Annotated in this window: 23 protein-coding genes; 21 read left to right on the forward strand and 2 right to left on the reverse strand. The window is 52.3% G+C overall.

Annotated features, from left to right (window positions below):
• From pucL to KP806_RS03915, 6 genes are all read left to right on the forward strand, one after another.
• Complete coding sequence (pucL, locus tag KP806_RS03890) at nucleotides 1-960, forward strand: factor-independent urate hydroxylase (protein ID WP_224722218.1); 960 nt, start codon at nucleotides 1-3, stop codon at nucleotides 958-960.
• Nucleotides 957-1,337, forward strand: a complete 381-nt coding sequence (gene uraH, locus KP806_RS03895) for a hydroxyisourate hydrolase (protein WP_224722219.1) — start codon at nucleotides 957-959, stop codon at nucleotides 1,335-1,337. Before pucL ends, uraH begins: the two co-directional genes overlap by 4 nt.
• Before the next feature lie 86 nt (nucleotides 1,338-1,423).
• A complete protein-coding gene (add, locus tag KP806_RS03900; RefSeq protein WP_224722220.1) occupies nucleotides 1,424-2,491 on the forward strand; it encodes an adenosine deaminase in 1,068 nt (355 codons plus the stop codon).
• A gap of 360 nt (nucleotides 2,492-2,851) precedes the next feature.
• Entirely contained in the window at nucleotides 2,852-3,592 is a 741-nt protein-coding gene (locus KP806_RS03905; RefSeq protein ID WP_224722221.1) for a sulfite exporter TauE/SafE family protein, read from the forward strand.
• Nucleotides 3,593-3,629: 37 nt separating this feature from the next.
• A complete protein-coding gene (locus tag KP806_RS03910; RefSeq protein ID WP_224722222.1) occupies nucleotides 3,630-4,109 on the forward strand; it encodes a DinB family protein in 480 nt (159 codons plus the stop codon).
• Between the two features lie 5 nt (nucleotides 4,110-4,114).
• On the forward strand, nucleotides 4,115-4,705 hold the full coding sequence (locus tag KP806_RS03915) for an AAA family ATPase (RefSeq protein ID WP_224722223.1): 591 nt from the start codon (nucleotides 4,115-4,117) through the stop codon (nucleotides 4,703-4,705).
• A 43-nt stretch (nucleotides 4,706-4,748) separates the two neighbouring features.
• Here the strand turns inward: KP806_RS03915 and nagZ are convergent, their stop codons facing one another.
• Complete coding sequence (gene nagZ, locus KP806_RS03920) at nucleotides 4,749-6,038, reverse strand: beta-N-acetylhexosaminidase (protein ID WP_224722224.1); 1,290 nt, start codon at nucleotides 6,036-6,038, stop codon at nucleotides 4,749-4,751.
• Between the two features lie 167 nt (nucleotides 6,039-6,205).
• Between nagZ and KP806_RS03925 the strand changes: the two genes are divergently transcribed.
• From KP806_RS03925 to KP806_RS03980, 12 genes are all read left to right on the forward strand, one after another.
• Nucleotides 6,206-7,399, forward strand: a complete 1,194-nt coding sequence (locus KP806_RS03925; RefSeq protein WP_224722225.1) for an oxalate decarboxylase family bicupin — start codon at nucleotides 6,206-6,208, stop codon at nucleotides 7,397-7,399.
• A 132-nt stretch (nucleotides 7,400-7,531) separates the two neighbouring features.
• Entirely contained in the window at nucleotides 7,532-8,083 is a 552-nt protein-coding gene (locus KP806_RS03930; protein ID WP_224722226.1) for an NUDIX hydrolase, read from the forward strand.
• 84 nt (nucleotides 8,084-8,167) lie between these two features.
• Entirely contained in the window at nucleotides 8,168-8,920 is a 753-nt protein-coding gene (gene hisA, locus KP806_RS03935) for a phosphoribosylformimino-5-aminoimidazole carboxamide ribotide isomerase (protein WP_224722227.1), read from the forward strand.
• A gap of 130 nt (nucleotides 8,921-9,050) precedes the next feature.
• Nucleotides 9,051-9,713 (forward strand): HAD family hydrolase, encoded by a 663-nt coding sequence (locus tag KP806_RS03940; protein ID WP_224722228.1) that lies wholly within the window; start codon nucleotides 9,051-9,053, stop codon nucleotides 9,711-9,713.
• A gap of 52 nt (nucleotides 9,714-9,765) precedes the next feature.
• Nucleotides 9,766-10,161 carry a GNAT family N-acetyltransferase gene (locus KP806_RS03945; protein ID WP_224722229.1) on the forward strand — a complete coding sequence of 132 codons (396 nt, stop codon included), beginning with the start codon at nucleotides 9,766-9,768 and terminating at the stop codon, nucleotides 10,159-10,161.
• Nucleotides 10,162-10,277: 116 nt separating this feature from the next.
• Complete coding sequence (locus KP806_RS03950) at nucleotides 10,278-11,273, forward strand: ABC transporter substrate-binding protein (protein WP_224722230.1); 996 nt, start codon at nucleotides 10,278-10,280, stop codon at nucleotides 11,271-11,273.
• Between the two features lie 170 nt (nucleotides 11,274-11,443).
• Nucleotides 11,444-11,806, forward strand: a complete 363-nt coding sequence (locus tag KP806_RS03955; protein WP_224722231.1) for a glyoxalase superfamily protein — start codon at nucleotides 11,444-11,446, stop codon at nucleotides 11,804-11,806.
• Between the two features lie 19 nt (nucleotides 11,807-11,825).
• Nucleotides 11,826-12,557, forward strand: a complete 732-nt coding sequence (locus tag KP806_RS03960; RefSeq protein ID WP_224722232.1) for a ZIP family metal transporter — start codon at nucleotides 11,826-11,828, stop codon at nucleotides 12,555-12,557.
• A 15-nt stretch (nucleotides 12,558-12,572) separates the two neighbouring features.
• Nucleotides 12,573-13,085 carry an acyl-CoA thioesterase gene (locus tag KP806_RS03965; protein WP_224722233.1) on the forward strand — a complete coding sequence of 171 codons (513 nt, stop codon included), beginning with the start codon at nucleotides 12,573-12,575 and terminating at the stop codon, nucleotides 13,083-13,085.
• A gap of 102 nt (nucleotides 13,086-13,187) precedes the next feature.
• The gene (locus tag KP806_RS03970) at nucleotides 13,188-13,604 is read left to right on the forward strand and encodes a BlaI/MecI/CopY family transcriptional regulator (RefSeq protein WP_224722234.1); all 417 of its coding nucleotides are present in this window, start codon (nucleotides 13,188-13,190) and stop codon (nucleotides 13,602-13,604) included.
• Nucleotides 13,601-14,461 (forward strand): M56 family metallopeptidase, encoded by an 861-nt coding sequence (locus KP806_RS03975; protein ID WP_224722235.1) that lies wholly within the window; start codon nucleotides 13,601-13,603, stop codon nucleotides 14,459-14,461. Before KP806_RS03970 ends, KP806_RS03975 begins: the two co-directional genes overlap by 4 nt.
• 58 nt (nucleotides 14,462-14,519) lie before the next feature.
• The gene (locus KP806_RS03980; protein WP_224722236.1) at nucleotides 14,520-15,254 is read left to right on the forward strand and encodes a DUF3105 domain-containing protein; all 735 of its coding nucleotides are present in this window, start codon (nucleotides 14,520-14,522) and stop codon (nucleotides 15,252-15,254) included.
• A 365-nt stretch (nucleotides 15,255-15,619) separates the two neighbouring features.
• Here KP806_RS03980 and KP806_RS03985 read toward each other — a convergent pair whose 3' ends face one another.
• Nucleotides 15,620-16,489: an AraC family transcriptional regulator gene (locus KP806_RS03985; protein WP_224722237.1), complete on the reverse strand. Its 870-nt coding sequence runs from the start codon at nucleotides 16,487-16,489 to the stop codon at nucleotides 15,620-15,622.
• A 136-nt stretch (nucleotides 16,490-16,625) separates the two neighbouring features.
• Between KP806_RS03985 and KP806_RS03990 the strand changes: the two genes are divergently transcribed.
• From KP806_RS03990 to KP806_RS04000, 3 genes are read left to right on the forward strand one after another with little or no spacing between them, the layout of a single operon-like run.
• The gene (locus KP806_RS03990; protein WP_224722238.1) at nucleotides 16,626-16,967 is read left to right on the forward strand and encodes a UxaA family hydrolase; all 342 of its coding nucleotides are present in this window, start codon (nucleotides 16,626-16,628) and stop codon (nucleotides 16,965-16,967) included.
• A 26-nt stretch (nucleotides 16,968-16,993) separates the two neighbouring features.
• Nucleotides 16,994-18,211 carry a UxaA family hydrolase gene (locus KP806_RS03995; protein ID WP_224722239.1) on the forward strand — a complete coding sequence of 406 codons (1,218 nt, stop codon included), beginning with the start codon at nucleotides 16,994-16,996 and terminating at the stop codon, nucleotides 18,209-18,211.
• A gap of 4 nt (nucleotides 18,212-18,215) precedes the next feature.
• Entirely contained in the window at nucleotides 18,216-18,986 is a 771-nt protein-coding gene (locus KP806_RS04000) for an SDR family NAD(P)-dependent oxidoreductase (protein ID WP_224722240.1), read from the forward strand.
• The last annotated feature ends 22 nt before the right edge of the window (nucleotides 18,987-19,008 follow it).

A 19,008-nucleotide genomic window follows, 5' to 3' on the forward strand; every position in this document is an offset into this window, starting at 1 on the left:
ATGTTGAACTTGCGAAGCGGGCGAACGCTTTATTACGGAAAAGGCGACGTGCTCAGCTACCGGACCTTTGCGGCACCGCTGTCGGTCAAGCCGATCAAGGAGTCCCCTTATACAGGCGACAAAAATGTTATTTTTGCTCATAATATCAAATTTTCCGTCAGCAGCGAGGAGCTGTTGACTTCCTTTACCGAAGGCGACAATACCAAGGTTGTGGCAACGGATTCGATGAAAAATTTTATTTTGCGGCAAACCGCGCAGTATGACGGAAGCACGACGGAAGGTTTGCTGGCGTTTCTCGGACTCCGGTTTATGGAAACTTATCCGCATATCGATGCGGTCGAAATGAGCGCGGACCGTATGCCGTTCAGCTCCGTCACCGTAGCCGGCGACAGCGGCTGGACACCAAGCCAGCTCGTCTTCCGGCGTTCCCGCAACGAGCATGCTAGCGTGTATTCGAAATGGATCAGGAGCGCAGACGGGATTACGGCTTCCGAGCAGGAAAGCGCTTTGTCGCAAATCCAGCTGATTAAAGTGAGCGGGAGCTCCTTCTACGGCTTCGTGCGAGATGAATATACGACTTTGCCGGATAGCTACGACCGGCCGCTATATATTTTTTTGGATATTTGCTGGACCTACGAGGATGCCGAAGACGGCATGGACGGCAGTCGCGGCCGTTATGTCCCGTCCGAGCAAATCCACGATATCGCCCATACCGTGTTTCATTCGCACAACACGCCGTCGATCCAATATCTGATTTACTTAATCGGGCAACGGATTTTAACCGTTTTCCCTCAGCTGTCCGGGGTTCGCTTCGAATCGAATAACCGTACGTGGGAAACGGTTGTGGAACCGGCGGATCCCTCCTCGGCAGGCGTTTATACGGAGCCCCGCCCTCCCTATGGCTTTCAGGGCTTTACGATGACCCGCGACGATTTGGAGGAAGAGGAGGGAGACGAATGAGCGGCCGGATTACGACGCATGTGCTGGACCTGGCCGGCGGCAAACCCGTGGCCGGCATGAGGGTCGAGCTATGGTATTTGGGGGACGGAGAAAGCGCGGAGACCCGCGGCGAGATGACGTTCATCGGCTTCTGTGAAACAAATGTGGACGGGCGGGCAGACCGCCCGTTGCTCGAAGGAGAACCGATGAAAACCGGGATCTATGAGCTGGTATTTGCAGCCGGCGACCATTTCCGCAGGAGTCCGCAGCTGTCTTCACTGACGGATAGCATGTTCGACCGGATTCCGATCCGTCTGCGCATTAAGGACGGAGGCTCCCATTACCACGTCCCGCTTCTCGTTGCTCCAGGCGGCTACAGCACATACCGGGGAAGCTAGCGCTGCAAGTATAGAAGCGGCGGCAGAAGTATAAGATGATAGGAACGGTTACCGGGCGAAGTACCACAAGGAAAGGGGATGGAGCGATGACATTTTCATTAGATGCTGCTGAACGGTCGCTTCTGGAGCGGCTTCCGAAAATCGAATTGCATGTTCATCTGGACGGCAGCGTCAGACCGCAAACGTTAAAGGAGCTGGCGCTTGAGGCCGGCCGGCCGCTGACGGCATATTCGGATGCAGAGCTGGAGTCCCGCATGAAGGTGAACGACAGCTGCGGAAGTCTTACTGAATATTTGGAGAAGTTCAGCTTTGTGCTGCCTTACTTGCAAACGGGCGAAGCGCTGGAGCGAACCGCTTACGAGCTTGTCGAGCAGGCGGCAGCCGGAAGGGTCCGATATATCGAGGTACGGTTCGCGCCACAGCTGCATCGGGTAACGGGGCTGACGCTGGAAGCGGTGATCCGCCATGTAACGGAAGGCCTGAAGCGCGGCGAGCAGCACTTTGGTACGGTTGCCAGAGCGATTGTCATCTGTTTGCGAAGCCATCCTCTTGAGCAAAATATGGCAGTCATTGAAGAAGCGGCACGCTTTCACGGCAAAGGAGTCGTGGCTGCCGATCTGGCCGGCGATGAGGCGTCCTACCCTCCCGGGCTGTTTCGCGGCTTGTTCGGGGAAGCCCGCCGTCTTGGACTGCCGGTTACGATCCATGCCGGCGAGGCGGGAGGGGCGGATCATGTCCGCGTCGCTGTCATGGAGCTTGGCGCCTCGCGAATCGGGCACGGCGTAAGAATTATGGAGGACGCTTCCGTCATGGAGCTGGTGAAGGAGAAGCAAATTCCGCTCGAAATGTGCCCGGTCAGCAACCTTCAGACGAAGGCTGTCTCCGCTGTTGCGGATTATCCGCTGCGCCGTTATTTGGAAAACGGCATTTTGGTAACGGTGAACACGGACAATATGACCGTATCCGATACGACGCTTCAAAAGGAGTATGAACTGCTGCTGGAGCATTGCGGACTTTCGATCGGCCAGCTTGTACAAGTGATCATGAACGGCGCCCGCGCTTCGTTTTTGGAGCCGGACGAAAAAGCGCGTCTGATCGAGAAGGTAACGCTCGAGCTGGCGGTGCTCGGTCTTACGGCGAACGCCGGCGGCTGAATAAGCGGCGGTTAAACAATCGCATTGTTCAATAGGTGCGACAGGAAGAGAGAAACGTGCCGGAAATCCGGTTGCGATTCTCTTTTTTTCGTGGGGATAAAGATAGTTTCCAACCGTCAGGTTGATTGGTATAATTTAGTGAAGTCTATACGAGCGCTGCGGGATAAAAAAAAGACAAGCACTTTTTTATTAATCACATTAAACATTAATGGGGTGTAGTAGTTAGTGCCGAAAATGGAACGATGATTGCAAAACTTTTAGTAATTAATCGCATAAAAGATTAACTGAATTAAATAAAAATCGCCTCTGTCACAGCGTTTAGTTGGAACCGGCAGCCTAGAAGAAAAGAGGATGTTTAACTTGGAAGCTTTGGAATTAGTCTTAATAGGATTTATCGTCATTTTAGCCGCAGGGTTTATCCAAGGCTTAACGAGCTTTGGATTTGCATTAATCTCTATGCCGTTATTGACCAAGCTCATTCCGATCACCGAAGCCGTTCCGGTCATTGTGGCGTTAAGTCTGATTACGAATCTGATCGTGCTCAAAACAACATGGCGCCATATTCAGCTGAAAAAAATATCGCTGATGATCGTCTCCAGCTTAATCGCCGTTCCCGCAGGAGTATGGCTGCTGGAAACGGTACAGCCGGATAAGCTGAAGCTATTTGCCGGGCTGCTTGTCGTTATTTTCGGCATCTTGCTGCTGCTAGGGAAGGCGTTTCCGGTCCAAAACGAAAAAATCGCTTTTATACCGGTTGGCCTCACAAGCGGCTTGTTAAACGGCAGCATTTCCATGAGCGGACCGCCAGTTGCCTTGTTCCTGTCCAATCAAGGTGCGGACAAGCAGACATTCAGAGCGAATATTACCGTGTATGGTGTCGTCTTGAACATCATTACGATGACGACGTATTCGTTCAGCGGATTGCTCACAGCCGAGGTTATCCGTTATACCGTCTGGTTCGTTCCAGGCATGCTGATTGGCGTGATCGTCGGCGTTGCCGCCATCAAAAGGCTTAATGATCAAACGTTCAGGAAGCTGGCCCTTTATTTAATTGTATTATCCGGTATGTGGACGGTAATCAGCGCGCTTAATCTTGTTTAATTTGACTTGTATAACTTTTTTCAGGGAGGAATACGAATTGACAACCGATTTATCGCCAGCAGCCTTGTTTAGAAGAAATTTCGAGCATGCCTATTGGGCCAATTTGCAAGCAATCAAATCTTTGCGGCAACCTCAGGGCAGCCTCGAGAAGCCGCTTAAGCTGCTGTCGCATCTTGTTGCCGCCGAAGCGATTTGGCTGTCGAGACTGAACGGGGACGACGAAGCTCCGATCACCGTCTGGCCGGAGCTTACACTCGATCAATGCGCCGAGCTTGCGGATCAAAACAAACGGGGCTATGAGAAATGGTTCGATGAAGCAGGAGACGGGGATTTTTCCAAAATGTTGACCTACCGCACCAGCACGGGGATAGAGTTCCATACCGCCGTTAGCGATATCTTAATGCATGCCGTGCTGCATGGCAGCTATCACCGGGGACAGATCGCTTCCCTCGTGAAAAGTGGGGGCGGCCAGCCGGAAATAACGGATTTTATTCAATTTGTCAGGCATTTGGGGTGAGCTGAATGATCGTTTGGATCAACGGGGCGTTCGGCGCGGGAAAATCGCAGACGGCCTATGAACTGCAAAGGCGTGTGCCCGGTTCCTTCGTCTATGATCCGGAAAACGCCGGTTATTTTATCCAGAAAAACTTACCCAAGTCCGTCCGGAAGGACGATTTTCAGCATTACCCGATGTGGCGGGAAATGAATTATTCGATGCTGAACCATTTGAACGGGAGCTTTGACGGCCTGATCATTGCGCCGATGACGATTGCGGATAAGCATTATTTTCAAGAAATTGTCGGCAGGCTCCGGGAGGATGGAGTTACGGTCCACCATTTTGCCTTGTGCGCTTCGCCGGACACGATTAGAAAAAGACTGAGAAAACGCGGCGAACGAAGCGGTTGCTGGGCGGAGCGGCAAATCGAGAGATGTTTGGAGGGTCTGGCGGATCCGGTGTTCCGGGAGCATGTGGATACGGACGACATGACCGTTTCCGGCCAGGTTGAATACATCGCGTCGCGCATGAATGTCGACTTAATGCCGGATCGGCGGGGAGCCGTCAAAAAAACGGTAGACCGCGTCATCACTCAAGTAAAGCAGATCCGGTTTTGACGGAACAACCTGCCGGCAAAAACAAAGAGCTGTCCTTTCGGGATCAGCTCTTTGTTTTCGTTTGCAGGGCCTCTTCGATTATTCGGTTGATCGCTGCCGGATCCGTTTGCTCCGCTGGAGAATCCTTCAAGCCGTATTTTGCTTTCAGCCGCAAAATACGCAGCACGCTTTGATCCAGCCGCTCCTCCGTGATCGTTTGGTCCTCGACCGCCTTTCGCAAGGCGTTCAGGACGGCGATTTGCAGTTTCGGATCGTGGCCGATCAGCAGAATGTCGCTGCCTGCCTGCACGGAACGGACGGCGGCGTTTCCGATGCTGAAGTTTTTGACGATTCCGCCCATCGTCATATCGTCGGTCATGACGACTCCGTCATAGCCAAGCGAGTCCCTTAGCAAGCCGGTAATCAGCTCCTTCGAGAGCGAGGCGGGATACGTTTTATCGATATGGGGCAGCAGAAGATGGGCGATCATAATCGCATCCGCCTCTTGCCCCACGGCTTCCTTAAATGGCTGCAGCTCAAAGCTTTGCAGCTCGCTGAGGCTCTTATGGACGACAGGAAGCTCCAGATGCGAATCGACGGAGGTGTCCCCGTGGCCGGGAAAATGCTTGACGACCGCCGCCACCTGCTTCGAGCGGATTCCTTCCATCATTTCCAGCCCGTGAACGGTTACCTTCTGCGCATCCGAGCCGAAGGAACGGCTGCCGATGACCGGGTTATCCGGATTGCTGTTAATGTCGAGCACCGGCGCGAAATCCATATTAAAGCCCAAGGCGAGCAGCTCTTCTCCGATCGCTTCCCCGATCTGTTGCGTATAGCTTCTGTCGTTTGCTTTCCCGATCTGCTGCGCTTCCGGAGTATTCATAATCGGATCCGGCATCCGGTTAACCTTGCCGCCTTCCTGATCGACGCTGAGCCACAGCGGAGCCCGGCTGGCGGAATTGGCTTTCTTAAGCGCATTGAGCAGCGAAATCGTCTGCGGGACGTCAGCAATATTATCTTTGTATAAAATAAATCCCCCGACATGATACTTCTCGATCATCGTCTTCGTTTGTGCCGTCATCGCGGTTCCTTCGAGGCCGACGATAACGAGCTGACCGATTTTCTCGTTCACGGTAAGACTTGCCAACTGATCGATAACCGGATCGGATGGGCTTGGCGAAGGACTTGGCGACTTCCCCGGGGTTTCAACCGGCTCTGTGGTCGGAGGAACCGCCGCTGAAGCGCTGGGCGATGGCGATGGGGACGGATTGCCCGTTTGCGGGGGATGGCCGCAGCCGGCCAGCAGTGTCGTCATCACCAGCATGGATATTGAAAATAAGGATATGTTTTTCACATGGTTCGCCTCCAATTCAAGGATCAAGACCTATGCTCCATGCCAACATATCACGAACGCGTATGCGGGCGATAGAGCAAATGATCATAATTGACAATCTGCAGTCATAATATACTTCGGAAACCGAGTTATTTTTCATCCCACTATGTCAACCGGGAGGCAACAGCATGGAAAAACCGCCTCGTCATCCATCAGTAAACGGTAACATCCCCCAGCCGATCCGGCCGGATGGCGCGGGAGCGACGGACCTGGGCCCCCGGGACATTATGCGCGACCGGGAAAATCCGGATATGCTCGTGCCGCCGTTGACGGATGCCGGAATCGTGCCTAACCTGAAGTTTTCTTTCTCCGACACCAACATGCAGCTGAATCACGGCGGCTGGTCGCGGGAAATTACCGTTCGAGAGCTGCCGATCGCAACTACGCTTGCGGGTGTTAATATGAGGCTAACCGCCGGAGGCGTGCGGGAGCTGCACTGGCATCAGCAGGCGGAATGGGCCTATATGCTGCTGGGCAGGGCGCGCATTACCTCGGTAGACCAGGCGGGGCGCAATTTTATCGCGGATATCGGCGAAGGCGAGTTATGGTATTTTCCTCCCGGCATCCCGCACTCGATACAAGGACTAGAGAACGGCTGCGAGTTTTTGCTCGTCTTCGACGACGGCAATTTTTCCGATCTGAACACGCTTTCGATATCGGACTGGTTTGCCCACACGCCCAAAGAGGTGTTATCCGCCAATTTTGGCGTACCCGAGGAAGCTTTCGCCGATATTCCGACTAAGCAGGTATACATTTTTCAATCCGAGGTGCCCGGACCGATCGGGGAAGCGAAGGTTCAATCCCCTTACGGCACCGTCCCGCTCAGCTTTACCCATAATTTGCTGGCGCAGCAGCCGATCCGGACTCCTGGCGGAAATGTGCGAATCGTCGATTCCGCCAATTTTCCCATTTCCAAAACGATCGCAGCCGCACTGGTCGAGGTGGAGCCCGGGGGGATGAGGGAGCTGCACTGGCATCCGAATAACGACGAATGGCAGTATTACCTTGCCGGTCAAGGGCGCATGACCGTATTTATCGGCAACGGCACGGCGCGGACGTTCGATTACCGGGCAGGCGATGTCGGCTACGTGCCGTTTGCGACCGGTCATTATATTCAAAATACCGGAGATGATTCGCTCTGGTTTTTGGAAATGTTCAAAAGCGACAGGTTCGTGGACGTTTCGCTCAATCAATGGATGGCATTGACGCCGCGCGGAATCGTAAGCAGCAATTTGAATGTCGGGCCGGAGCTGCTGGATGCGCTGCGCAAGCAAAAATGGCCGGTCGTCAAATACCCCGGTTATTCTTATTACCCGAAGTAAAGCTTATAAAGCGGCAGCAGCCTTTCTTATTCTATAAAGGAAGGGCTGCTTTTTTGCGTGATGTTCTTTTCATTCCTCCTGTTCAGGTATATGATAGTGCAGACGGTTCATATCACTCGGGGGAGCTTGCAAATGCTTAAATACAATATTTGTTTTGTAAGACGAGGCAGTGAAATTTTGTTGTTAAACCGGGAACGGTCAAGCTGGATGGGACGCTGGAACGGCGTTGGAGGAAAGCTGGAACAAGATGAGGAGCCGCGTGCGTCGATGATCAGGGAGCTGGAAGAAGAAACGGGCATCCTGGACTACGAGCTTCGGTTCAAAGGTGCGGTAACTTGGTCAAGCGGCGGGTCCCAGTTTGGCGGAATGTACGTATATTTGGCGGACGTTTCGGAAAGCCTTGTCTATCCGACTCCGGTCAAAACCGATGAAGGCATTTTGGACTGGAAAACAATCGAATGGATTATGCACGAGCAAAACGAAGGAATAGCGTCTAACGTGCCACGGGCGCTTTCCTATATGCTGCATGACGATCGCTGTTATGACCACCACTGTCTGTTCAGCGGTCATTCAATAGTAGACCAGACCGCAACGGCAATGATGCCGGAATTCGAAACCGACCCTGCTTACAGGGAACGGTATTTGCTGCGCTACAGTGCGGCGATCGGTCAAACTTCCCGATAAATGTATCCAGCTGTTGCTTTCGCACCGGAGGATCGGTTATTTTTCTAATAGGTACATAGATTAATAAAGAATAGAGGAATCCCTTTGAAGTTTAGACCCTGCATCGATTTACATGACGGAAAAGTAAAACAAATCGTCGGAGAAACGCTGAATACGGAAATAATCGAAAATTTCGTTTCCCAATATGACTCCGTCTATTATGCCGAGCTGTTCAAGAAGGACGCATTGACAGGCGGGCATGTGATTATGCTCGGCGGCGGAAACGAAGAGGCGGCGCTGCAGGCGCTAAAGCATTATCCGGACGGGCTGCAAATCGGCGGCGGTATTAATGACGGCAATGCGGCGCGGTACCTGGAGCAAGGGGCGTCGCATGTGATCGTGACCTCGTATATTTTCAAGGACGGCCAGCTGAACGAACGGCATTTGTCGAATATCGTAGCCGAGGTCGGCAAGGAACGGCTCGTCATCGATCTAAGCTGCAAAGAGAAGGACGGCAAATGGTTTGTCGTCACGAATCAATGGAAGCAGTTCAGCGATTTTGAAGTGAATCCCGCCAATATCCGCTATCTCGAGCAGTACTGCGATGAGTTCCTTGTCCATGCCGTCGACGTGGAAGGCAAGCAAAGAGGAATCCAGCAAAGCCTTGTCAGCGCATTGGCCGAATGGGTGACCATTCCGACGACGTATGCGGGCGGAGCCCGGTCGCTGGAAGACATGGATCTGTTCCATGAGCTCTCAGGCGGCAAGCTGGACATTACGATCGGAAGCGCTCTGGACATTTTCGGCGGACATTTATCTTACGAGCAGGTTGTCGCTTACAGCAGACAGAAACAATAAACTGAACTTTTATGAAAAAAACCGCTGCTGCAGCGGTTTTTTTCGTTATGTGGATTGAACCGGGTGAGAAGGATCTATTCGTGACTTCCAATAACAGGTATAATCATGGAAAATGCGAGGGGGGATCTGAGTGGAAGGAATTAAGGCGGTCATCTTTGACCTGGACAACACGATTTTGGATCGTACGGGCACGTTTCAAGCATTCACAGAGTCATTTGTGGGCCGATTTTTGGGGCATTTGGATGCTCCCGGGGAAATTTTTGCGCGTATCGTAGAGCTCGATGAGGATGGATATAAGGATAAGCGTACGCTGTTTCAGCAATTGCTGGAGGAAATGCCTTGGGAAGTCAAACCGTCGCATGAAGAGCTGATGCTGTATTACAAAACGGAATACGTCAAGCAGGCGAAGCTGATGGACCAAGCGGCGGAGGTGCTGCAGTACATACGCTCCAAATATAAAACCGCGCTCATCACCAACGGCCGAAACGACATTCAATACGGGAAAATAGACCGCTTAGGCATAAGAGAGCTATTTGATTTTATTATCGTGTCGGAGGAAGCGGGCTGCAAAAAGCCGGATCCGCGCATCTTTGAAGCGGCTCTAGCGGGACTGGGGCTGATGCCGTCTGAATGCATTTACGTCGGCGACCATCCGGTGAATGACATGGAGGGCGCGGCGAACGCAGGTCTGGGTACGATCTGGTACAAGGTGAATCAGCCGTGGCGCGGGGTACTGAACGCAGCTCCGCTGTACACAATCGACAGCTTCACGCAGCTGGTTCATTTGGTATAAACCGCATATGTCAGATGAGGCTGAGTATGAAATAAAGGAGGACGAGAAAGCGATGATCCAGTACAGAAGCGACCGTGCGATAACAGCAGAAGACTTGTCGAGAGTGTTCGAGCAATCCGGAATCAAACGCCCGTATCAGGATTTGGAGCGGCTGCAGAAGATGATCGATCACGCCGACATCATGATAACGGCTTGGGACGGGGACCGGATGATCGGCGCAGCCCGCGCGCTGACCGATTATTCGTATTGCTGCTATTTGTCCGACCTGGCCGTCAGCCGCGATTACCAAAAGCAGGGCATCGGCAAAAGGTTGACCGAGCTTGTAAAAGAAACGATCGGCGCCGAAGCCTCCCTGATATTGCTGTCCGCCCCGTCGGCGGTGGACTATTATCCGCAAATCGGCTTTACCCGCACCGATAAATGCTTTGTGATACCGAGGGAGCGCTAAGCGCCTCCCAAACCCCAGTTGACAATGATAATGAGAATTGTTATCATGAGTTGTCTTTGAAAACAGTGAGCTTTGTTTTCATAACCACTTCATCGACAAACTAGGGGGAACTGACCGTGTTCACACGCTGCAAAAAATTTGTAATCATTTTATTAAGCTTAATGGTCATGTCGCTGTGGTTAGCGGCATGCGGCGCCGGCAAAACAAACGAAGGCGCAGGTAACAGCACAGGAAGCAGTACGGCAACGGAAGCACCTGCCGCCGGGAATGAGACTTCGGAGCGGAAGCTTACCGACGCGATCGGCAACGAAGTTACGATACCGGCCAACCCTCAGCGCATTATCGCCACGTATTTGGAGGATTATCTGGTAGCGCTTGGTGTGAAGCCGGTCGCTCAATGGTCCGTTGCGAACGGGAAACAGGAATATTTGCAGGAGCAGCTGGGGGACATCCCGACGATTGCTTACGATCTTCCGTTCGAAGCGGTAACCAGCTTTAATCCTGACCTGCTCATCATCGGCTCAAACAGCATGGTGGAAGGAGACAAGTATTCGCAGTATTCGAAAATCGCCGCAACCTACACGCTCGGTGATGAAATATCCGGGGATTGGCGCAAAGCCTTGCTGAAAATCGGCGAAGTGCTCGGCAAGAGCGACGAAGCCCAGAAGGTGCTGGACGCTTACGAGGCGAAGGCAAAGGAAGCCAAAGCGAAGCTTCAAGCGACGGCTGCCGGCGAATCGGTAGCGGCGATCTGGCTTGTGAAGAAAAATTTCTATGTCGTCAGCGATAAATTGTCAAGCGGAGCGGTGCTGTACCAGGACCTCGGTCTTGAGGCGCCTGCCGTAGTCAAGGAAATCGCGGCTTCCGGAACGGGCAACTGGAACGCGATCTCGCTCGAGAAGCTGGCAGAACTGGATGCGGATCACCTGATTCTCGTGAACAGCGACACGGACACCGGCTCGGAGGCGCTGAAGGATCCGCTCTGGCAGTCGATTCCGGCCGTCAAGAACGGGAACGTATACGAATTCCCGAGAACATCGAGCTGGCTGTATTACGGACCGATCGCAAGCGCGCGAATGATTGACGATGTATTGGAGACCATTGCAAAATAAACAACGATCAAGGACCGTGTCATCCGGCGTTCTACGCCGGGGCATGGTCCTAATTTTTTTATATTCGAGCTTTAGGCCTGCTGTACGTGACTGCACTCATACTCTTTCGTACGTCCGGAAATAGATGTATAATCATGGAAGCGATAATCGAACAAGGAAGGGATGCTGAAATGGCGGTTAGCATGAAACGAACGGTTCCGATCATCCGGATGTTCGACGAGCGCAAGGCAAAGGAATTTTATTTGGATTTTCTAGGATTTTCCTGCGATTGGGAGCATCGCTTCGAGGCCGGTTTGCCCCTTTATATGCAAATTTCAAACGGCGGCTGCGTCCTTCATTTATCCGAGCATTACGGCGACTGCAGCCCGGGATCGGCGGTTCGGATCGAGGTTGACGATGCCAAGCGGCTGCAGGAGGAGCTGCTCGCCAAGCGTTATAAATTCGCCCGTCCGGGATATGATGAGGAATGGGACCAAGTCAGCTTAACCGACCCGTTCGGCAACCGGCTTCATTTCTATACAGCTAAGAAATAAATGACATAAGGAGATCATCATGACGGAAGCCCTGATTGGAAGCTTTATTTCGGCTATGGCTACCGTATTGGGAGCTTTGCCTTTGTTATTTGTCAAAAGCCTTTCGGAGAAGTGGAAGGACGTGCTTATTGCGTTTACCGCGGGTATCATGGTATCGGCCTCCACCTTCGGCCTGCTGCCGCAAGCTTTGAATGAATCGGGGCTCGTAACGCTGACGCTCGGGCTGCTGGTCGGCGTAGTCGCGCTGGACCTGCTGGAGAAAAACATACCGCACATCGATATCGAGCAAAAAAGAAGAGTCAGCTCGTTCGACGCCAAATCGCTGCTCGTAATGTTTGCCTTATTCATCCATAACATTCCCGAAGGGCTCAGCACCGGCTTCAGCTATGCAAGCGCCAGCAGCGGTCTCGGTCCTATGGTCGCGATCGCGATCGGCGCGCAAAATATGCCCGAGGGACTGGTGTTGGCGGTGTTTCTGATCCAATCCAAAGTCGGCAAACTCAAGTTGATGTCGATTGTTACCTTCACGGGTCTGATGGAGGTCGTCTCGGCGATGATCGGTTATGCTGCCGCCAGCTATGTGGAGGCTTTAATCGGCTACGGGCTCGCATTCGCGTCCGGCGCCATGCTCTTTATCGTCTACAAGGAGCTTATTCCCGAGACGCACGGCCACGGCTTCGAGCGGTCGGCGACGTATTCGTTTATCGTCGGGCTGCTCATTATGATTTACATCAGTCATTTTTTTGGATAGGAGAGACAACAAAGAATGGAAAAACGATTTTCACGCGAATCCAAATGTATCAAAACGGCCAGGGTATTTCCTCCGGACGTCAACAATCACAATACGCTGTTCGGCGGAAAACTTATGGCATACATAGACGATATCGCTTCAATTGCCGCAACAAAGCATTGCAGACGTTCGGTTGTAACGGCTTCTACCGACTCCGTCGACTTCCTTCATCCGATCCGCCCGACCGATTCCGTCAGTCTCGAAGCGTTTGTCACCTGGACGGGACGCACATCGGTCGAGGTGTTCGTCAAGGTCATCAAGGAAGATCTGCTGAGCGGCGACAGGACGATTGCCGCTACTTCGTTTCTCACCTTCGTCGCGCTTGACGAGAACCGGAAGCCCGTGCCCGTACCGCAGGTCGTGGCGGAAACGGAGGAAGAGCTTAAGCTGTTCGAAACGGCGCCTTACCGCGCCGAAATGCGGAAGCACCGCAGGGACGAAAGCAAAAAATTCGCCGATTTCCTTACCGTAAAGCATCCTTGGGATTGAACCGCAATGAAGCATGCCATTCGCGCGAAGCTGCGCTCAGGCATGCTTTTTGCTTGTCTTCATCTGAATGCTGCACTATAATGTGTAGTGTGGGAGGGCGTTATGGAAATCAAAACATTTAAATACGGCGAAGCCGGCCTGAACCGGTTTTTCGGTTCGCTTGAAGCCAGGATTATGGAGCTGATGTGGGAAGCTGAAGAGCTTAGCATTAAAGAGGTCCGGCAGCTGCTGGAGAAGGACAAGCCGATCAACTTCAATACGGTTATGACCGTGATGAACCGGCTGGCGGACAAAGGGATGCTTTCCAAGCGAATGCAGGGGAGACTGTCTCTTTATCATCCCGTTCTGACGAAGCAAGCTTTCATCGATCGCCAGTCGAAGCAATTGACCGAGAATTTGATCGATGAGTTTGGCGGGGTAGTAATCACGCATATGCTTGATGCGATTAAGGAAGTTGACCAGTCGCTGCTGGACAAGCTGGAGTCCAAGCTTAAGCAGCTGAAGAAGGACATCCCATGAGACGCTGGGAGAGAAAGTCCGCGCTAGTATTGCTGCTGAGCTTCGGCATCGCGATTCTCGTCTGGAGCCAAATGGGCATGTATATGGCGCATCTCTTATTCGGCGTAGACGTGAAAGTCAATGTATTCAAATTTTGCATCAGTCTTTTTCACGAGCATACGACGTATTATTTTCTGATGATTACCTTACTGAACGCTCTGATTGCCTATTCGTTTCTGGTTACGCTGATCAAGCTTGCCCAGCAATTTATTTCTTCACGGAGGCTAAAGGTGAGGCTGTTAGCCATTCGGGATATTAAGCTGACCGCCGCGATTATCGAGTCGTTTGAGCCCGTCAACCAAAATTTAATCGTCATTAGTCACCCTCAGGCGGTCGCCTTTACCGTAGGGCTTCGCAATCCGCTTATCGTGCTCTCAAGCGCTTTGATCGAGACGCTGAGCCGCGACGAACTGGATGCGGTCATCCAGCACGAGACGTTCCACCAAAGCCATTATGACACCGCGAAAATTTTTATGCTCCAGCTGGCCGCCCAGTCGCTCTGGTTCGTGCCGCTGTCCAGGTGGTCCTTGAAAAACTATAAAATTATGAGTGAGCTGATGGCCGACGAATACGCGATTACAAAAACAGGCTCGGAGCTCGGTCTCGGCAGTGCCTTAGTCAAGCTGATCAAAAACGCGTTCAGCGACAATCCGACGCCCGTGCTTGCGCATTTTAACGATGGCGTCGTCAATTACCGGCTTCAGCAGCTGGTGGAGCCTCAGGACGGAATCCCCGTCAAGCTTAACATCGTTTCTATCGTGATTTCGGTGCAGGTTTTGCTTCTATTCATGGGCATGATCGTGCTCGCCGTCACTTAATTTTTTTTATTCTTATACACTACATTTCGTAGTGCGAAAGGGAGCCGGTTATTTCGTCATGGAATCACATGTACTTATTCATCAGAACACAAGCTCTTCGTTATTTTTGCTGTATACGGCCGGTATCATCTTTCTAATGGCGCTCATTAGCTACTGGTTCGCCTCTAAATGGAACAAGGAAAATACGAGCAAGCTTAAAAAGGAGCAAAAAGCGGCATTAAAGGAAAAAACGAAAAAAACGAAGCTGGCCGGACATCTTTTGTTAACCGTTTCGATCCTGGTCGCAATCATTCATTTCGGCAAAGATCTCACCAAAACCTACAACGTCGATAAGCTGAATTTTGATGTTGAAATCGAAGTGACGGAAGATCCGGATTACGGTTCGGAGCATTCGGACGATCCGGTCCAGTACGAAATGAAAATTCCGACCTCGGGGACGCACAGCCCGCATGATTTGAAATTCGGTTTTTATGAAGAAAAACCGGCGACCGAGATGCTGGTCCACAATCTGGAACATGGCGACATCATCATCTATTACCGGAAAGATGCCGACAGCGTCGTCACCTCGGAGCTGGAATATTTGGCGAAATTCAGAGAAGCGGGAGCGGGCGTGCTGGCCGTTCCAAGCGAGGATATTCCGGAGGGCCAAGCCTTTGTCGTAAACGCTTGGAGGAAAACAATGGAATTGCCTTCGTACGACGGCGAGAAAATCGGGCAATTCATTTATGAGAATATCAACAAAGGTCCGGAGCAGATTCCGGCCAGCATCCGCCGGGGCGGGGGCACGATGTAATACCAAAAACAAGGCAGTCCGCAATATGCGGACTGCCTTGTTTTGAAATATAAGAAGTTATAGGTTGTATTTATAACTGACTTATATTTCGACGCGAAACGAGCTTTTGCCTCCTGAGGAAGGCACAGAACCGAGCTGCGCAAGTATGCAGCTAACGGTTCGTGCGTAGCACCACCCGTTTACGCTTGTTAACACTTGTTCGAATTCTTTTTCGGGGGAGTGTTGCTCTTGTCTGCCGCAAGTTTCTCGCCGAACTGCTCAAGGCGCGATGGGCTCGATGCCGGCCCGTCGTTGTCGGGCTTATTGTTTCTGCCTGTCATGATCCTCACCTCCAACGAACATAGGTTGGGCATTGGATCCGCTTTTCATTCAGCATATTGCCTCCTGTATTTCAGCGGCGTGGATTGAGTCAACAGCTTAAATTTTCGGATAAAATTGTTTACGTTTTGAAATCCGATCCGCTCCGATATTTCATGAACGGGGAGATCCGTCTGCTCCAGCAGCAATCTGGCTTTCGTAATCCGCAATTTCATCAAATAATCGTAAGGAGTAAGTCCCGTACGGCGTTTGAAGGCGCGTATGAAAGCATAGGTGGTTAAGTGATGCTGTTTGGCGATTTCATTGACGGTTAACGGTTCGCGGTAATGCGATTCCATGAACAAAATCGAGTCCGCAATCGCCGACGAGGCGGCGCCGGACAGCTTGACCGTGTCGCGGGCATGTTTATCCTCGCACAGCGTAGTGAGGATGCCGCATAACGCCTCGGCCAATTTCGCATCGGACGCCTGCGTGCCGCTTAGCTTGACCAGCTCCAGCACCAGGTCGATTCGTTCTTCGACATAACCGGGATTTCGCAAGGCAACCGGATGAAATTTGCCTTCATTAATCAAGCCTTCGTAATCGACGCCGGCCGACTCCTCGAAACGTATCCATTTCAGCTCCCACGTCCCGCCTATGCATTCATAGACATGCCTCTCTCTGCAATCAAGCAAAAAGACCTGCCCTTCATTCAAAATAAACGTTTGGCCGCGGAACGTGATTTGCCCTTTCCCGGCAACGGACATGACGAGCAGACGATACGGAAGTCCCTGCCGCTGCACGCGGTAGCCGTTCAGGCAGTAATAGTGGCCGCATGCGGCTACCCGGAATGGAAGCTTCCCGCTTTGCGGGTGATGCTGGTGAAGCAGATGGACGGATTGGGGACTGATGATGTCATGGATCACATTCGTGGTCATGGTCATTTGATTTCCTCAATTTTTATAGATTTTTGGTTGATTATTCGCGATGTATTCCTATGTTATCATCCCTATAATGGAATTGAAACCGCCGAAATATTATATATTCATGAGCTGGGAAGCGAGGGATGAAGGCATGAACGACAAGTTTCACCAGGCAAGCTTTCAAATTCATCCGGACGATAACGTTTGCGTATCGCTTTCCGATCTGGAGCCTGGCAGCGTATCGGTTCACGGTTCGCCGCAGAACGCCCGCATCGAGCTTTTGCAGCAGGTGAAGCAGGGGCATAAAATGGCAAACCGCCGCATTACGGAAGGCGAACCGGTCATCAAATACGGGGTTGCGATCGGGATTGCCACAAGGGATATCGCAGCAGGCGAATGGGTGCATTTGCATAATTGCAAAAGTGCCTATGACATGCGGTCGTCGACGCTGGACGTGGATTCGGGCGCGCCGACGGACGTGGAATACCGTTAACGGCGGCAATAGGGGAGGGAAAACGAATGTCCGGTAATCCGATTTCAGCCTGGAGGGGTTATCTACGTCAAAACGGCTCCAAAGGGATTCGAAATAAAATACTCGTCATGTATACGGTCGAATGCGCTTCCTTTGTGGCCAAAGAAATCGGCAGCTCGTTCAGAAATTCCGAAATTGATGTCGATGTCGTCGGCTTTGCGGGATGTACGGATAACGAGTATGCGCTCAGAATGATGATTGCGCTGCTTCGGCATCCGAATGTCGGCGCTGTGCTTACGGTCGGACTTGGCTGCGAATATTTACAGGGCCGCAAATTGGCGGAGATCGCGAGGCAAGAAGGCAAGCCTGCCGACTGGATGCTCATTCAAGACCGGGGCGGCACCTTGAATACGATAGAAGCCGGGAAGGACGCGGTCAGGAAGCTGCACGATCAGCTGCAACGCGAGACAGTAATGACCGAAATGAACATTCATGAGCTCATCGTCGGGGCGGAATGCGGCGGCTCCGATTATACGTCGGGCTTATCCGGTAACGTCGTCGTCGGCCGGCTGTTCGACAAGCTCGTCGAGGCAGGCGGAACGGCTATATTCGAAGAAATTGTTGAAGCGATCGGACTAAAGGAGATTATGCTCGGACGTGCGGCCAACGAATCGGCGAGAGCGGATCTCGGTGCCGCTTACGACAAAATGCTCGATTATTGCAAAAGCGTACGCCAGTACTCGGTTTCTCCGGGTAATTTTGCGGGCGGACTTACGACGATCGAGGAAAAAAGCATGGGAGCCTTCGCCAAAAGCGGCACGAAGCCGATCGAGGGCGTGCTGCGCGTGTCGCAAACTCCGCCCAATCCCGGTTTGTGGCTGCTGGACAGTACGCCGGATCCTTATTTCATGGGCTTCGGCTACACGAATCCGAACGACAGCGAAGGGCTGATGGATCTCGTTTGCAGCGGCTGCCATCTGCTGTTTCTCGTGACGGGAAGAGGCACTGTCGTCGGCAGTGCGGTATCTCCTGTCATTAAAGTGACCGGCAACGAGAACACGTTCCGCCGGATGTCCGGCGATCTCGATTTTTGCTCCGGAGCGGCTCTGACCGGCGAGAAAACGATGGATGAGCTGGCCGCCGAGCTGCTCGGGCTTGTCGTGCAAGCCTGCCAAGGTCAGCTGACGAAAGCGGAACTGCTTAACCATAAGGAATATTTTATCCCCTATAAATATCAAAGCACGGGAAAAAATTGCGAGGTGTAACGGAATGGAAACGATGCAGAGGATGTTCGGACTGGAAGGCGAGCGGGTTCTGATTACCGGAGGAGCGACAGGGCTTGGGCTTGCGATGAGCGAGTGCTTTCTTGCGGCCGGAGCGGAAGTGATTATGGTCGGTTCCGACACCGGTGCCGAACGAACGAAGCTTGCGGAACAAATGGGCAAAGGCGTTTATTACCGGTCCTTCAATGTGGCCGATACGAAGCAGACCGGCCGGTTCATCGAGGAGCTGGAGGAGACGGTCGGTCCGATCTCCATTCTCGTGAACAATGCCGGCAATCATTGCAAAAAACCGGTAGAAGAAATGTCGGATGAAGATTTCAGGTCCGTCATGGACGTGCATGTCATGGGAGCTTTCTCGTTATGCCGCGCCTTAATCCCGCGCATGAAGGAGCGCGGGAGGGGCAGCATCATTTTTCAAGCTTCAATGACTTCTTTTATCGGCCAGCCTTATGTCGTCGCCTATTCAAGCGCGAAATCCGCTTATCTCGGCATGGTGAGAACGCTCGCTTCCGAAACGTCGGAATACGGCATTCGCGTCAACGGGATTGCTCCAGGCTGGATCGAAACCCCGATGCTTCATAAAGCTTTGCACGGCGACGAGCAGAGAAAGCAGAAGATACTCGGGCGAACGCCGATGAAAACCTTCGGAAAGCCGCAGGATATTGGCTGGGCAGCTGTGTACCTCGCATCACCGGCCGCCGCATTTGTGAATGGTACGGTACTGCCGGTGGACGGAGGAGCTTTAATCGGCTTTTAACGGACCGATAACCATCACTAAA

The sequence above is a fragment of the Paenibacillus vietnamensis genome (assembly GCF_020169515.1).
In the GTDB taxonomy this organism is placed as follows: Bacteria; Bacillota; Bacilli; order Paenibacillales; family Paenibacillaceae; genus Pristimantibacillus; species Pristimantibacillus vietnamensis.

Excerpts from the sequence above, each read along its gene's own strand:
- KP806_RS03975 (WP_224722235.1), top strand. The coding sequence starts at position 13,601 with ATGAGACGCTGGGAGAGAAAGTCCGCGCTAGTATTGCTGCTGAGCTTC.
- KP806_RS03985 (WP_224722237.1), bottom strand. The coding sequence starts at position 16,489 with ATGACCACGAATGTGATCCATGACATCATCAGTCCCCAATCCGTCCAT.
- KP806_RS03970 (WP_224722234.1), top strand. The coding sequence starts at position 13,188 with ATGGAAATCAAAACATTTAAATACGGCGAAGCCGGCCTGAACCGGTTT.
- KP806_RS03945 (WP_224722229.1), top strand. The coding sequence starts at position 9,766 with ATGATCCAGTACAGAAGCGACCGTGCGATAACAGCAGAAGACTTGTCG.
- KP806_RS03995 (WP_224722239.1), top strand. The coding sequence starts at position 16,994 with ATGTCCGGTAATCCGATTTCAGCCTGGAGGGGTTATCTACGTCAAAAC.
- uraH (WP_224722219.1), top strand. The coding sequence starts at position 957 with ATGAGCGGCCGGATTACGACGCATGTGCTGGACCTGGCCGGCGGCAAA.
- KP806_RS03955 (WP_224722231.1), top strand. The coding sequence starts at position 11,444 with ATGGCGGTTAGCATGAAACGAACGGTTCCGATCATCCGGATGTTCGAC.
- KP806_RS03990 (WP_224722238.1), top strand. The coding sequence starts at position 16,626 with ATGAACGACAAGTTTCACCAGGCAAGCTTTCAAATTCATCCGGACGAT.
- KP806_RS04000 (WP_224722240.1), top strand. The coding sequence starts at position 18,216 with ATGGAAACGATGCAGAGGATGTTCGGACTGGAAGGCGAGCGGGTTCTG.
- KP806_RS03965 (WP_224722233.1), top strand. The coding sequence starts at position 12,573 with ATGGAAAAACGATTTTCACGCGAATCCAAATGTATCAAAACGGCCAGG.
- KP806_RS03930 (WP_224722226.1), top strand. The coding sequence starts at position 7,532 with ATGCTTAAATACAATATTTGTTTTGTAAGACGAGGCAGTGAAATTTTG.
- pucL (WP_224722218.1), top strand. The coding sequence starts at position 1 with ATGTTGAACTTGCGAAGCGGGCGAACGCTTTATTACGGAAAAGGCGAC.
- KP806_RS03915 (WP_224722223.1), top strand. The coding sequence starts at position 4,115 with ATGATCGTTTGGATCAACGGGGCGTTCGGCGCGGGAAAATCGCAGACG.
- KP806_RS03960 (WP_224722232.1), top strand. The coding sequence starts at position 11,826 with ATGACGGAAGCCCTGATTGGAAGCTTTATTTCGGCTATGGCTACCGTA.
- KP806_RS03925 (WP_224722225.1), top strand. The coding sequence starts at position 6,206 with ATGGAAAAACCGCCTCGTCATCCATCAGTAAACGGTAACATCCCCCAG.
- add (WP_224722220.1), top strand. The coding sequence starts at position 1,424 with ATGACATTTTCATTAGATGCTGCTGAACGGTCGCTTCTGGAGCGGCTT.
- KP806_RS03980 (WP_224722236.1), top strand. The coding sequence starts at position 14,520 with ATGGAATCACATGTACTTATTCATCAGAACACAAGCTCTTCGTTATTT.